Origin of the sequence: Rothia uropygioeca (assembly GCF_004136585.1) — a bacterium.
Taxonomy (GTDB): domain Bacteria; phylum Actinomycetota; class Actinomycetes; order Actinomycetales; family Micrococcaceae; genus Rothia.
This window is the reverse complement of sequence record NZ_NOIR01000001.1, coordinates 46,885-60,518: the sequence shown is the minus strand read 5'-3', so window position 1 is coordinate 60,518 and position 13,634 is coordinate 46,885. Positions and strand designations below refer to the sequence as shown.

Sequence of the window (13,634 nt, the reverse complement as noted above, 5' to 3'; positions counted from 1 at the left end):
CGGCACCAAGGGCCTAACCGATCGGATTCTTCAGGCTCCCTGTGTAGATCAGGGAGCCTGAGGCGTCCTGCAGGTCCACCATCTCCAGGGTGTTGCGGAGTTGGAGCCGGTTGAGGCAAGAGTGCCGGAACTCGGGGACCTCCAGATCCAGGTGTCGTCGCCGCGGCAGCCCTCGAGCCCGGTAGGCATCGACGTTTTCTCTCACCAGCGTCCAGAACTCCACCTGGTCGATCATGCCTTCCTGGTGCAGGATCCCGGCGATATGCCGGAGAACCCCCACGAACACGTCGGTGAAGATGAGCTGCGACGCCTCGGCGTCGTCGATCACGTGACGCATGCGCGATATCTCCTCGGGCAGCGCACGCTCGCCGATGATGGCCGCTTCCTCGCCGATGTCCTTCATGAAAGCCCCAATGACACGGCCCCCCTTCATCCGCAGGATCAGATTTTCTCCGTGCGGCATGAAGGCCAGATCGTGGGCTTCCAAGCAGTGCAGGACCGGGGTCAGATAAGCGGTCAGGTACTCGCGGAGCCAGGTCTTCGCGTCGGTTCCCGAGGCCTTGATCAGCTCGGCGATGACGGACCGCCCGTGGACATCCCGATGAAGCAGCGATGCCATCGTGAGGATGCGCTCGCCCTCGTCCAACTTGGGAAGGGGGCTCTCGCGCCACAGGGCAGCGAGCATCTTCTGCTGATCCGACTTGGTCTGGGTCGCATGGTAAGCGTCCCCGGTGTAGCCGATGGAGGCATGTTCACGGAGGACATCGAAGTTGACCTCTCGCAAGAGCTCATCGCCGCGAACCAGGTCGGCGACCCAATCGTTGATCGCGGGCGTCGCTCGCATGTATGCAGGAGAGAGCCCACGCAGGAAGCCCATGTTTTGGATCGAGAGCGCCGTCTTGATGTAGGACTTCGAAGGAGTGCTCCGGTTGAATGCCGTCCGAATAGACTGCTGTGGCTGGTACTCGTCCGAGGCCTCACCGAGAACCACCAGGCGACGGGAGGCGATATCCGGTGCGAAGCTGATCGAGATGCGGTGCTGGAACTGCCACGGGTGGACTGGGATCCACACGTAGTCCTCCGGGTCGAGCCCCAAGTGGGTGAGCCTGGACGTGAAGGACTGTCGAGTTTCGAGGGACAGCTCCGAGGCCCAGTGCTGATCCTCGGTGCTCGACCTCGAAACCTCGAGGACGGCGTCTTCCCTGTGCGCGGCAACCCACACGTAGCGGAACCGTGAGCCCGCCTCGGGTGCGTAGCGTCGGAATTCTTCCAGCCCGAACCCGATTCGACCGTTGGTCGCCACGAAGCACGGGTGGCCTTCGGTCATCGCGGCCTCGGTCTGCTGGAAGTCACCAGCTACGTCGATATCCGATCTGCCGTGTGCGAGCTGGCCGGCAGTGGGCCCGCCGCGGAAATTCTTGAACGCGGCGCTGGCCAGGGTGGACGCGAGCTCTTCGAGGTAGGTCCCCAAGAGCTTTTCCGGGATGCCCAGGCTCTGGTGCATCTCCGCCACGAACTCCTGCGCGTTGAGAGGCAGACCTTCCGGACTGCCTACCGCGTGGCGGGTGATCGAAGCTTCGTCGATGGACCAGTGGTTGAGGTACAGGACCTCGCCGCAGAAGCGGTATACGGAGCCGCCCGGAACAGAGAGTTCCCAAAGATCCTCTTCAAGATGTTCGGGGTGAATCAGGTGTTCGTGGCTGAACTCGGCGAGCGCCTTGGCGATCACATGACGCTGTGCCGGTTCCATGTACTCGGGGTGTAGATGGGGTGCGAGATCATCCGGGGCCGGGTGTCCAGCCTGTTCTGCTTCGACGATGCTCAGCGCCGCGGTCTTACCGGGGAGATCGATTTCGCGGATGAACCGGAAACCGACTTCCCTGTTCTTGGCTTCGACCGCCCGGTTGCGCACGTCGGGCTCCACCACGAGGCGGCGGGCCCCTAACTCATGGACGCAATGGTCGACGACGGCACGCATCACGCGACTCGTCAGGCCGCTGCGGCGCTGAGCCGGATCCTGCGGAGGGGGAGCGACCAGCAGGTGCATTCCGACGTCTGACTGCCGAGCGTCGAAGACCTCCGCCAGGAGCACGCGCGCCGGATCATAGGTTTCGGCGTAGCCGATCGGTTGCCCGTTATCGCAAATCATCCAGGCGTTCTGCGCATCGTCTGCGGCGATGTCCGCGAGGTACTTCCGCGTCGTTTCTTCGGTGGCATCCTGCATCTGCCAGAAGTACGATGCCGGATGCCTCAGCCACTCAGTGAGGACGAATGAATCGGTTGCGGGGTCGACCGGACGGACGGTCCAGGAGCTGGGGTCCGCGGAGTGTTGGTTCGGGGTCGTTTGGACAGTGGTCGTCACTTGATGTCCTCCTTGGCCTGGGAGGTACCGAAGTCCTGGAACGCGATGTTCCGCTCGATCGGGTAGACCTCTCGGCCGGTGATCTGTTTGAGAATGGTGGCATTGCGCCAGGCGCCCATGCCCAGGTCGGGTGCGGTCAATCCGTGAGTGTGCTCTTCGGCGTTCTGAACGAAGATGCGGCCGCCCAAGGTATCGACGTGGAATTCGAGGTCGACGTCGAACCGGCCCGCCTGGTCCCGCTTGATGAGGCCTTCCACAGGCCTCAGGAAGACGGGATCGCGAGGGGAATAACCGGTTGCGAGAATGAGCTGCTGGGCAGATCTTTCCGTCGTCTCTCCAGTCTCTTCGTGCCGCAGGGACAGAGAGATTACGTCTTCTCCCGGGAGCCATTCGGAGCCGACGACGGCGGTGTTGGTCAGCAACGTCGTCGGAACAGAGCGTTCGAAGGATTCCCTGTAGAGCGCTTCGTAGACATCATCGATCGTGCTCATGCTGATCCCCTTGTACAGGCCGCGTTGCTCCCGGCCCAGGCGGTCCCGCATCCCTTCCGGAAGGCCGTGGAAGTGCCGTACGTATTCCGGAGACGTCAGCTCGAGCGTGAGTTTGGTGTCTTCCATCGGGAAGAACCGCGGCGATCGCGTGATCCAGTCGAGTCGGTAACCGTGGTCCTTCTGCGAATTCAGCAGGTCCAGGTAGATCTCGGCTGCCGATTGCCCGCTGCCGATGATCGCGATGGATTCGGACCCCACGAGTTCCTCACGATCGTTCAAGAAGCGAGAAGAATGCCGCACGTTCCGCTCGAGGCCCTGGAGGGACTGGGGGATTCGAGGCCCGGTCCCGATTCCTGTCACGACGTGCCGTGCGAGGTGCTTTTCGACCCCTTGGGACGAGAGGGAAGTGACGAGAAACAGGTCCTGCTCCTCGAGGTAATCGACGGATTCCACGCGATGTTGCCAGCGCAGATTAGTCAACTGTTCTGCGGCCCAGCGGCAGTAGGCGTCGTATTCGCGGCGAAGCGGATGGAAGTCCTCGCGAATGTAGAAAGGGTAGAGACGTCCGGTTTGCTTGAGCCAGTTCAGAAATGAGAACCGGGAGGTCGGATCGGCCATCGAGACCATGTCCGCCAGGAACGGCACCTGGATCGTGGCGTCCTCGAGCATCATTCCGTGATGCCACGCGAAGCCGTCGTTTTCATCGAAGAAGAGGGCGTCGACCTCGTCCAATGGATCGCTCAAGCATGCGAGTCCGAGATTGAACGGACCGATGCCGATGCCGACGAGGTCGTAAACGTGGTCCGCGGGTGCAGGCTGAGTCATTTAGGAGGTCTCCTCGAGATCGTGAGCGTGCCGAGCGGTCCGTTCATGCACACGAGCGGCCAGATCGGAGATGTCTTCCAGACGCTGTGCGATGCGGTCGAGCTCGGTTCCGGGATTGAGCAGTGTCAGCTTGAGGCAGGGGCGGCCCCCGATCACCGTTTTGGCGACGAGGACTCGGCCGGATTCCTGGAAGTGACGACGGATGGGAGCCACCAATGCATCGGCGTCAAGATCCGAAACGCCCTCAGGCTGCCACCGGAAGACCACGGTAGAAAGGTCCGATCCCGAGACGAGCTGCAATGCCGGGTGATCGTCGATCACCTCGTGAACCTCGTGTGCCAGGTCGATGACGCGATCGACGGCCTGACCGACGGCGCCTGCCCCGGTGCCCCGAAGGGTCGCGAAGAGCTTGAGGGCGTCAAAACGGCGGGTGGTCTGAAGGGATTTGTCCACCTGGTTGGGCTCGTCCGATTCCTCAGGGTTGAGGTATTCGGCGTGCCAGGTCCCCAGTCGGAAGTCTTCCGGGTTCTGGAGGATCAGCGCTGAGGAGGAAACCGGTTGGAAGAAACCCTTGTGAAAGTCCACGGTGACGCTCCGCGCCCGATCGAGGCCGGTGAGCAGGTCGCGCCGAGTAGGGGAGACGAGCAAAGCTCCACCATAGGCGGCGTCGGCATGGAACCAGATGTCGTAGCGTTCCGCAATCTTGGCGATCTGAGGCAACGGATCGATCATTCCGCGGTCGGTGGTTCCGGCGGTCGCGCTGATCGCCATGGGGATCTTTCCGGCGCTCAGTGCATCCCTGAGATGCTGTTCCAGCGATGTCGAGTCCATACGCCCCTCGGCATCCGAGCCGACCGTGACGACGGCGTCGTCGGCCAGTCCCAGGAGCAGGGCCGACTTGTCCACGCTGAAATGGCTTTCTTCGCTGGTCAGGATGATCAGTCGGGACTGACGTTCACTGCGCTGCGTTCCTCGGAACCCCTGCAATGCTGCTTCGCGGGCCAGGAAAAGTGCTTGGAGGTTCGACTGTGTGCCGCCGGAGGTGAAAACCCCGTCGCCTTGAGGAAAGCCGATCTTCTGTGCGGTCCATTCGATGAGTCGGCGTTCGATGAGGGTTCCGATCCGGGATTGGTCGAAGGTGTCCACCGAGGTATTGACCGCAGCCAACGCCGTCTCCGCGGCGACCGCGTTGACGTCCACCGGGCAGTTCAGATGCGCGAGGTAGTCCGGGTGATGGAACCACACGGCCTCTTCCAGGAAGAGTCTGTCGATTTCCTCCACGGCGCGGGTGCCTCCAATGGGCTCTGCATCCAGGTCCATTTCATCGACACGGCGGCGTAATTCCGCGATGGGGGTGTCCGTGGCAGGTGCCTGGGTCGTCTCGAAGCGTCGAGCAACGCGCTCCGACATGTCCGAAACGAGACCCACGTACTCGGCTGCCGAATCTGCGCCCAGGAGGTCCAAACGACCCGCCAGAACTGTATCAAGTGCACTCAATTTTAGGTAAGCCTATCCATAGAGAATTGGTTCACCTGAGAAGCTAACAGAAGCATGGAGGCAGGTTCTACCGATTCAAAGCGCTGGTCACACTCCGGTTGTGGCCGAGGATGTTTGAATCATAGGAAGGTTCGCTAATTATTGCGTGACGCGTAAAGTAATTCCCGGACCTATGCGATATATCACCGGAAGAATTCGCTGGGAATTGTCCGAAGGGGGGCCGGGTGCCGACGGGATTCCGAGCTCCCGGACGAATGTTCGGCGGATCCCGGGAAGGATCAGAGCTGGTTGGCCCAATCGTTGACGGGAAGGACCTCCGCCTGGCTCGGGAAGACCTTCTGGGTCAGAACCCGGTGCACCTCTTCGTCGCGATCCGCGCACGCGTCCTCCAGCACAATGATCCGGTAATCGAGGTCTGCGGCCTGACGGAGGGTCGAGAGTACGACGCCGGAGGTCGCGATTCCGGACAGAACCAGCGTGTCGGCCTCTGTTGCGCGGAGGAGTATGTCGAGATCGCTTCCGCTGAAGGCGCTGATGCGCCGTTTGAGCACAACCGGTTCGTCCTCGCGCGGGAACAGGGCCGGATGAATCTGGGTTTCGGCGTTCTCCTGTGTCATGGCATCGCCCCGGGCCTCGGCAATCCGCGAAAATGCAGGGCTGCTGACGGTTTCGGGATAGCCGGGACGGAATGCGACGCGAACCCAGAGAACCGGGATTCCCGCAGTCCGAGCCGCGTCGACCGCGCGGGCCGCGTTTTCGAGCACACCGGTGCCCTCGAATGCGCCCGCGATGCCGTTCTGGAAGTCCATGGCAAGAAGTACGGGGGTGTTGGTGGTCATGTCGGGCCTCCTGGGGCATAGATAGCTTTGCTAAGCACTATAGTGGGGTTGGCCGAGTGTCCACCCCGCGCTGAGAAGCTGATGCCATTTTGAATTCGCTGACCGACAGGCGAAACCCCCCACCGGACCGCTTCGACCGGCGACTCTACGCACCCATGATGCTGGGTGCCATCCTCAACCCCATCAACTCATCGATCATTGCTGTGGCGCTGGTGCCGATCGGCATCGCACTGGGAGCGCCGGCCTCCGAAACGGCCTGGCTCGTTTCCGCGCTGTACGTTGCGACGGCCATCGGACAACCCCTGATGGGCAGCTTGATCGACCAATTTGGGTCCAAACGCCTGTTCCTCATCGGCGCGTTCCTGACGACGGTTGCTGGAATCCTTGGCGCACTGGCACCGAATATTTGGGTCCTGATGGTCGCCAGAGTGGTGTTGGGCTTCGGTACATGCGCCGGGTATCCCTCAGCGATGCGACTGATCAAATACGAATCTCATCGCACCGGAATCGAAACCCCGGCAGCCGTGCTCTCGGTGCTGACGATTACGACCCAAGTCATTTCGGTCATCGGCCCGACGCTCGGAGGCGCCTTGATCGGCCTCGGCGGCTGGCGCAGCACCATGACGATCAATGTCGTACTGGGTGCAGCGGCATTCGTTCTCGGCGCCTTGTTCCTCCCGTCCCATGATTCACCGGACGACTCGGATGTCACAACGGACACCGACCTGACCGGTATCCTCTTGTTCTCGGTCACGCTCATCTCGGCACTGCTGTTCTTCATGAATCTTGCCTGGCCGCTGGCTTGGCTGCTGTTGGTCTCCGTGGCCTTCGGTGCGGCCTTCGCCTGGTGGGAGATGAAACGTCGGGCGCCGTTCATCGATGTTCGCGTCTTTGCCGGAAACGTACCGTTGATGGCGACCTATGTGAGGGCCTTCTTGGCGCAATCCGTCTCCTACGCGTTTATCTACGGATACACCCAGTGGCTCGAGCAAGGACGTGGATTGTCCGCCTCGACCGCGGGACTTCTCCTGCTGCCGACCTTTGGTACCGGGATTCTCGTGACCTTGCTGACCGGCCGTTTCGCTGAAGTTCGTCTCAAACTGAAGGTCGGGGCACTTGCCCAAATCGTGGCCTGCGCCCTGATCATGACCCTTGCCGACGACGCGCCCGTATGGCTCCTCGTAGTCGTTGCCCTGATCCTCGGGATACCTCAGGGCCTGGTGAGCTTGGCCAATCAGAATGCCGTTTATTTCCAGGCAAGAGAAGACAAAATCGGGGCTTCGGCGGGCCTGCTCCGAACGTTCATGTATTTCGGCGCGATGGCGGCGTCGTCGGCCTCGGGTTTCTTCTTCGGGCAGAAGGCTACGACCTCCGGACTTCACGAATTGGGTCTGTTCATGGTCGTCCTCGCGACGTTGTTTGCCGTGATGACCTGGGTCGATCGGTCTCTCCGCCGGGCACGGACTTGACCAGGGGTGTATAAAAGGGGACGTGACTTGCTCAGGTAACGATGCCCCAAGGCGTCAGGAGGTTGTCGGCGGATTGACCGCCGACACCAGATAGCCCCGTTCCTGCCGGTTGCTGCCTGGATAACGGCGCAACCTGCGATGACCTGTGCCCGATGAGAAGCCGCCGCGAGTCGGCCGTCGAGGCATTGTGCACAAGACATTTCCGCGCAGCCCGTTCTGGGAACACGTCTGCGCGCCACCACGTCAATGGGGTATTGACCATGCAGCAACACACTGAGTCAGAAATCCGCAAGAGCTTCATCAATTGTTCGAAGGGCGCCGCTCAGCGGCTCAACGTTCCGAAGGACCTTGCTATGACGGACTGGGATTCCGAAATATTCCTCGGCTGGATCGACCCGAAGTCGCCGCAGAGCGCATATGTCGTTGCCGAAACCGAGGCCGGCCTCCGAGGTATTGTCCTTCACAGGAACGCACAGAAGAGCGGAGGCGGGGCGCAAATGTGCCAGCTCTGCATGACCCTTCATCCGGGCAGCGGTGTCTCGATGTACTCCATCCAGCGAGCCAAGGGCAAGAAGGACCACTACAACACGGTGGGCACGTACATCTGTTCCGATCTGCGCTGTTCCGATTACACCTGGGGCAAGAAGAAGCCCGATGGGGTGCGTCAGATGGAAGAAACTCTCACCGCCGAAGAGCGTTCCGAACGCACTCGTCGGAACGCCGCCGGTTTGATCGAGCGCGTCGCCGAAAAGATGAGTTAGGCGGTCGGTCAAGGAGCCGTGCACGGGCTATGAAAGCAGTAGGATTCTGAATATGCCCATTGCACACACTTCTGCCCAGCACGGCTCCAAGGTCGTCGGTCTCGGTCATTTCCAGCCTGAGAAGGTCCTCACGAATTTCGACATCGCCAAGATGGTCGACACGAGCGACGAGTGGATTCAGTCCCGCACCGGGATCGTCGAAAGGCATATCGCCTCCGAGGACGAGTCCGTGGCCGATCTCGCCGTGGGTGCCGCCCGGATGGCCCTCGAGGACGCTGGTCTTCATGATGTCGATTTGGTCGTGCTGGCGAGCACGACCGCAACGGACCGAAGCCCCAACACGGCGGGTCGCGTGAGCCAGCGCCTTGGCTTCACCGCCCCGGCCATCATGGACGTCAATACTGCGTGCTCAGGCTTCGAATACGCGATGGGTATAGCCGATCAGGCGATTCGCGCCGGAAGTGCAGAGACCGCGCTGGTCATCGGCTCCGAAAAGCTCAGTGCCGTGACCGACTGGACCGACCGGCGGACATGCATTCTGACGGCCGACGGCGCCGGGGCCGTGGTCCTGCAGAAGTCCGAGGAGCCCCAGGTCAGCCAGACCATTTGGGGATCGGTCCCTTCCATGGCAGACGCAGTGGTCATTCACGGTGACCCCGAGTTCTTCACCCAGGACGGCCGCCAGGTCATGCGATGGGCTTTCACCGACGCAGCCAAGCAGGCACACAAGGTTCTCGACGCCGCGGGGTTGAGCCTGGAGGACATCGACGTCTTCGCTTTCCACCAGGCCAATCTCCGCCTGGTCGAACCCTTAGCCAAGGCGCTCAAGGCGACGGACGAGCAGATCGTCATCAAGGACGTCATCGAGTCCGGAAATACCTCGGCGGCGAGTGTTCCCCTGGGCCTCTCCAAGTACTGGCACCGAGGAGACCTGCCGCGGGGAGGCATGGCTCTTCTCCTCGGCTTCGGCGGCGGCTTCGCCTTCGCCGGTCAGGTCGTCAGACTTCCCGAGTAGGCCGGTCGCTCGGCGTCCTGGTCGGCCGTTCGGTGATGCCTTGTGGCGGATCGGATCCGGGGCAATGAGGCCGAGTACACCACGAATCCCGCACTCGTTGCGGCCTCGTTCGACGCCATCGGGAGTCTCCACGTGGATGGCCGCAAAGCCGCCGGCCGGGCCCCGTTGGTCGACCAGCTGACACGCGGGAGGACGCAACGAAGCGGGTCCTGAAAGCACCCGAGTAACACTGCGGATTCATCACGACATGAAGTCGACATGCGGCGTCACACCCGAAACCGCGAGAAATACCTTCTGCGCATGCGGGTCGTGTCTCCTAGCCTCAATCTAAACGGCTTGTCCCAAGGATCGAGGCCCCATGACCGAAAAACTGTCCGCAAACCTTCCGACCGATTACCCGGCTTTGGCTAAACATTTCGCCTCGCTCTTCGAGAGCATCGCGCAAGGGTCCCTCCAGCGCGATCTTGAGCGGCGCCTTCCGTTCGACGAGATAGAACAGCTCGACGCCGCGGGCTTCAGCATGCTGCGAGTCCCTGCGGAGCACGGAGGTCCCGGTGTCAGCATCGAAACTTTCATCCGGCTCCTCGTCGACCTCGCCGCCGCAGACGCAAACGTCGCACACGTCTACCGATCTCACTACGGCTTCGTCGAAGCCCTGCGTTTTCAGCCGCGAGCAATTCAGGACGCCTGGTATCCCCGCGTTCTCTCGGGGGAGACGGTGGGCAATGCTTCTACCGAGCGGGGAAGCAATCAGCTGGGTTCGCTGAATACCCGCCTCACCAACACCGCAGACGGATGGCGTGTGAACGGAGAAAAGTATTACACCACCGGCACCATCTTCTCGGATTACACGCGCGTCTCGGCTTCCCTCGACGAGGGGGAGGGGCGCCGTTTCGCCGTCGTCCGCGTTGATACCCCAGGGGTGAAAATCGCGGACGACTGGGACGGATTCGGCCAGCGCCTCACCGGTACGGGAACCACCACGCTCGAGAACGTCGCGGTCGAAGAAGCAGGCCTCCTGGACCGCGTTACGGGTTCGCCCGAAGCCGTTCACGAGGCCGCGTTCTTTCAGCTCGTTCTCTTGGCCGTTATGGCGGGGATCGCCCGGGCCGCTCGCGACGACGCCGCCGGCTCGGTTGCGCGACGGGCCCGCACATTCAACACCGGATCGGGACTTCCATTTCGCGAAGACCCCTTGATCCAGGAAGCGACGGGACGGATCGCCGCCAAGGCATTCACCGCCGAATCGGTCGTGACCCAGACAGCCCGAATCCTCGACGAGGGGATTCGTGCCGCGGAAACCGCCGGGGCGACGAGGTTCGAATTCCTGGACGACCCCGACTTTCCCGAGCGCATTCCCGAGGCGTTGTCCTTTTCTGAGGTTGCCGTTGAGCACGCGCAGGTCAGCGTTCCCGAACTCGCTCTCGGCGCGGCGCAGGAACTGTTCCTCACCGGAGGCGCCTCCGCGACGTCACGCTCCAAAGGGCTGGACCGACACTGGCGCAACGCCCAGACCGTCGCAACACACAATCCCATCGCATTCCGTGCCCGTGCGATCGGTGACTACTGGATCAATGGAACCCTTCCCGAGGGTCTCAACGCGATCGGGGATGCAACCAAGAGCCAGACGGTGAAACCGTGAGCCAGCAGACTGTCGAAGCACCTTCCGGGCACCCGCCGACTGCACGCCGCTCTCGTCCCATCCGCGTCCTCGGGAGCGCCTTCGCCGGAACCACTCTCGAATGGTACGACTTCTACCTTTACGGCATCGCCGCGGCGATCATCTTCAACAATCAGTATTTCCATGGTTCGACGCCGCTCATCAGCTTGCTCGCCTCCTTCGCTACCCTCGCGGTGGGTGTGCTGGCTCGTCCCATCGGCGGAATCATCGCCGGTCACGTCGGTGACAGGGTCGGCCGCAAAGCCTTGTTGGTCGTCTCGCTCCTGACGATGGGGCTGTCCTCTTTTCTGATCGGTCTCCTGCCGAATTTCGACACCATCGGTATCTGGGCGCCCATCGGTCTCGTGACCCTTCGAATCCTCCAAGGGTTGTCCGCCGGCGCGGAGTGGGGAGGCTCGGCGCTGCTGAGCGTCGAGCACGCTCCGGGTCACCTCCGCGGCTTCTTCGGTTCCTTCACGCAGATCGGTTCGGCCGGAGGAATGCTGCTGGCCACCGGGCTCTACGCAATCGTCCAGGGCATCTTCACCGACGAGCAATTTGCCTCCTTCGGCTGGCGCGTGCCGTTCCTCGCCTCGGGAGTATTCGTACTCGTGGCATTGTGGATCCGCCTGGGTGTCTCGGATGCCGCGGAATTCACGGATATCAAGGGCGCGGGACAGGTCGAACAGGCTCCCGTGTGGACCATGATCAAAAAATACCCGCGGGCCCTGACCGTGACGACGTTCCTGCGCGTTGCTCAGAACGGAATCTATTACCTCGTCACGGTGTATTTGCTGACGTATCTCAAGGACACCCAGGGCGGTTCGGGGCCGGTGCTCACCGCAGTCATGATCGCCTCCGCGATAGGGCTCTTCTCCGGGCCGTTTTGGGGGTGGGTCTCCGACAAAGTCGGTCGCCGCCCCATTTCCCTCGCCGGGTATATAGCTATCGGCGTCTTCGGTTGGGCCATATTCCTCGCGGCCGATGCCGGTAACACCTCGATCCTGCCCTTGATCATCATTGTGGGCCTCGTCTTCGCTCACGACTCGGTGTACGGTCCTCAGGCCGCATGGTTCGCCGAACAGTTCCCCGTCGAGGTGCGCTACTCCGGCGTCAGCATGGGCTATCAACTGGGAACGCTGATCGGTGGCGGTTTGATGCCGTTCACCGCGACCCTCCTCTACGCCTGGGGCGGAGAAACCCCGTGGCTCATTACTACCTATCTGTCCGTACTCGTGGTTCTTTCCGTGATCGCCGCCCTCCTGGCCGTGGACCCGGTTCGAACCACTGTCAAGGAGAACCGATGACCCGCCCTATTCTGATCAACGCTTTCGACATGCTGGTCCCGGTGCACCAGACGCCGGGCTTGTGGCGTCACCCCGAATCCAGAATCTCGGAATTCGACCAGCTTTCCTACTGGACGGATCTGGCCCGGACCCTCGAGGAAGGCGGATTCGCATCCCTCTTCCTCGCCGATATCCCCGGCATTTACGACGTCTACGGCGGCAATGGGGATGCCACCGCCCGCGGAGGGGTGCAATACCCTCTGCTCGACCCCTTGGTCGTGGTGACCGCCATGGCCCAACGAACGGAGAATCTCGGTTTCGGCGTCACGGCATCCGTCAGCTATGAACAGCCCTACCTTTTGGCGCGGACCCTGAGCACGTTGGATCACTTCACCGACGGGCGCGTCGCCTGGAATATCGTGACGAGTTATCAGGACTCCGCGGCCAAGAATTTGGGGATGGCCGGCCAGATCCCGCACGACGAGCGCTACGATCGAGCAGACGAATACATGGAGGTCATGTACAAGCTGTTCGAGGGTTCTTTCGGGCCCGACGCGGTGAAAGCGGACCCCGAGGCGAACGTCTTCGTGGACCCGGAACAGGTGCGTCCGATCGAACACGAAGGCAAGTTCTTCTCGGTCCCCGGTGTAGCCCTGGCTCACCCCGGGCCGCAGGGCACCCCGTTCTTGTTCCAAGCAGGCGCGTCCAAGAGGGGCCAAAGATTCGCCCTGGACCACGCGGAGGCTATCTTCTTCTCCGGAGGCACGCCCGAACTCGTGCGCGGATGGACCAGTGCGGTGCGGGACGAGCTGGAAGCTCGAGGCCGTGCGCGTGATTCCGTCAAGATTTTCAGCCTGGCGACCGTCGTCGTCGCAGAGACGGACGAACTGGCCGAACAACGGCTCGAAGAATACAAGGACCTCGTTGACACTGAGGCCACGCTCGCGCTCTTCGGAGGCTGGACGGGCGTCGACCTCTCGGGAGCCGATCCGGACTCCGAGATCGAACACGTCACCACGGACGCAAATCAATCGGCGCTCGCGAGCTTCACGACGCTGTCCCCGAACAAGACATGGACCGTGAGAGACCTCGCGGAATTCGTCGCCATCGGAGGGCGCGGCCCCGTGATCGTCGGCTCCCCCGAAACAGTGGCCGATGAACTCGAACGGTGGATCGAAGAGGCCGACGTGGACGGATTCAACCTCTCCGCGGCCGTGCGTCCCGCGGATCTGGAGCGTTTCTCCCGCTTTGTGTCACCGGAATTGCGGCGCCGCGGTCTCCTGGACGAACCCGAGCCGGGTACGACCCTTCGCGAGCGCATCGGCGGCAACGGGCCCGGGCTGCCGGGTGATCATCGCGGGGCCTCATTTCGAGTCGAGGGCTAGCCGCAGAAGCCTCGAACTTCACACGGTTTCCCCTCGTCGTCTCC

The 13,634-nt window shown here is 62.1% G+C and carries 10 protein-coding genes; 6 read left to right on the top strand and 4 right to left on the bottom strand.

All coding sequences use genetic code 11. The features are described from left to right. Positions 1-13 precede the first annotated feature (13 nt). The 4 genes from EWR20_RS00245 to EWR20_RS00230 all read right to left on the bottom strand — a co-directional run bounded on the left by EWR20_RS00245 (position 14) and on the right by EWR20_RS00230 (position 6,014). Complete coding sequence (locus tag EWR20_RS00245) at positions 14-2,362, bottom strand: GNAT family N-acetyltransferase (RefSeq protein ID WP_129358224.1); 2,349 nt, start codon at positions 2,360-2,362, stop codon at positions 14-16. Then, a complete protein-coding gene (locus tag EWR20_RS00240; protein WP_129358223.1) occupies positions 2,359-3,678 on the bottom strand; it encodes a lysine N(6)-hydroxylase/L-ornithine N(5)-oxygenase family protein in 1,320 nt (439 codons plus the stop codon). Before EWR20_RS00240 ends, EWR20_RS00245 begins: the two co-directional genes overlap by 4 nt. Next, positions 3,679-5,175 (bottom strand): pyridoxal phosphate-dependent decarboxylase family protein, encoded by a 1,497-nt coding sequence (locus EWR20_RS00235; protein ID WP_238147487.1) that lies wholly within the window; start codon positions 5,173-5,175, stop codon positions 3,679-3,681. Positions 5,176-5,453: 278 nt separating this feature from the next. Beyond that, positions 5,454-6,014: a cysteine hydrolase family protein gene (locus tag EWR20_RS00230; protein ID WP_129358222.1), complete on the bottom strand. Its 561-nt coding sequence runs from the start codon at positions 6,012-6,014 to the stop codon at positions 5,454-5,456. A 155-nt stretch (positions 6,015-6,169) separates the two neighbouring features. Between EWR20_RS00230 and EWR20_RS00225 the strand changes: the two genes are divergently transcribed. The 6 genes from EWR20_RS00225 (at position 6,170) to EWR20_RS00200 (ending at position 13,590) form a co-directional block, all read left to right on the top strand. Then, positions 6,170-7,483 carry an MFS transporter gene (locus tag EWR20_RS00225; protein WP_129358221.1) on the top strand — a complete coding sequence of 438 codons (1,314 nt, stop codon included), beginning with the start codon at positions 6,170-6,172 and terminating at the stop codon, positions 7,481-7,483. 260 nt (positions 7,484-7,743) lie between these two features. Next, entirely contained in the window at positions 7,744-8,244 is a 501-nt protein-coding gene (locus tag EWR20_RS00220; RefSeq protein WP_129358220.1) for an FBP domain-containing protein, read from the top strand. A gap of 52 nt (positions 8,245-8,296) precedes the next feature. Further along, on the top strand, positions 8,297-9,259 hold the full coding sequence (locus EWR20_RS00215) for a beta-ketoacyl-ACP synthase III (RefSeq protein ID WP_129358219.1): 963 nt from the start codon (positions 8,297-8,299) through the stop codon (positions 9,257-9,259). Between the two features lie 358 nt (positions 9,260-9,617). Next, a complete protein-coding gene (locus tag EWR20_RS00210; protein ID WP_129358218.1) occupies positions 9,618-10,901 on the top strand; it encodes an acyl-CoA dehydrogenase family protein in 1,284 nt (427 codons plus the stop codon). Continuing rightward, on the top strand, positions 10,898-12,226 hold the full coding sequence (locus tag EWR20_RS00205; protein WP_129358217.1) for an MFS transporter: 1,329 nt from the start codon (positions 10,898-10,900) through the stop codon (positions 12,224-12,226). Before EWR20_RS00210 ends, EWR20_RS00205 begins: the two co-directional genes overlap by 4 nt. Beyond that, complete coding sequence (locus tag EWR20_RS00200; protein WP_129358216.1) at positions 12,223-13,590, top strand: LLM class flavin-dependent oxidoreductase; 1,368 nt, start codon at positions 12,223-12,225, stop codon at positions 13,588-13,590. The genes EWR20_RS00205 and EWR20_RS00200 overlap by 4 nt, the downstream gene beginning before the upstream one ends. Positions 13,591-13,634 lie beyond the last annotated feature (44 nt).